At 56.5% G+C, this 255-nt stretch carries 1 protein-coding gene; it reads left to right on the top strand.

Features of this window, described 5'->3' with window-relative positions; genetic code table 11:
- A partial coding sequence (locus ACO0LG_RS29680) for a DUF4214 domain-containing protein (RefSeq protein ID WP_423032237.1) occupies positions 1-255 on the top strand: 255 nt, incomplete at both ends.

Raw genomic sequence — 255 nt, forward strand, 5'->3', positions numbered from 1 at the left:
TCCGTGAGGCTGATACCGCAGGTGTGCAGTACTGGCAAGGGCAGATAGACAGTGGCAAGATGAGCCGGGCCCAGGTCGCAGCATCGTTCATGGAGTCAGCTGAATTCCAGGGGGGCATCGGTGGGATCACGCGTCTGTACTTTGGTGCCTTTGACCGTTTGCCTGACCGTGACGGCCTGGCTTACTGGATGCAGGCGCAAAAGGAGGGCATGAACCTGAGTAAGATCAGTGCTTCCTTTGTATCGAGTGCTGAAT

The sequence above is a fragment of the Undibacterium sp. Ji42W genome (assembly GCF_049340405.1).
Lineage (GTDB): Bacteria > Pseudomonadota > Gammaproteobacteria > Burkholderiales > Burkholderiaceae_D > Undibacterium.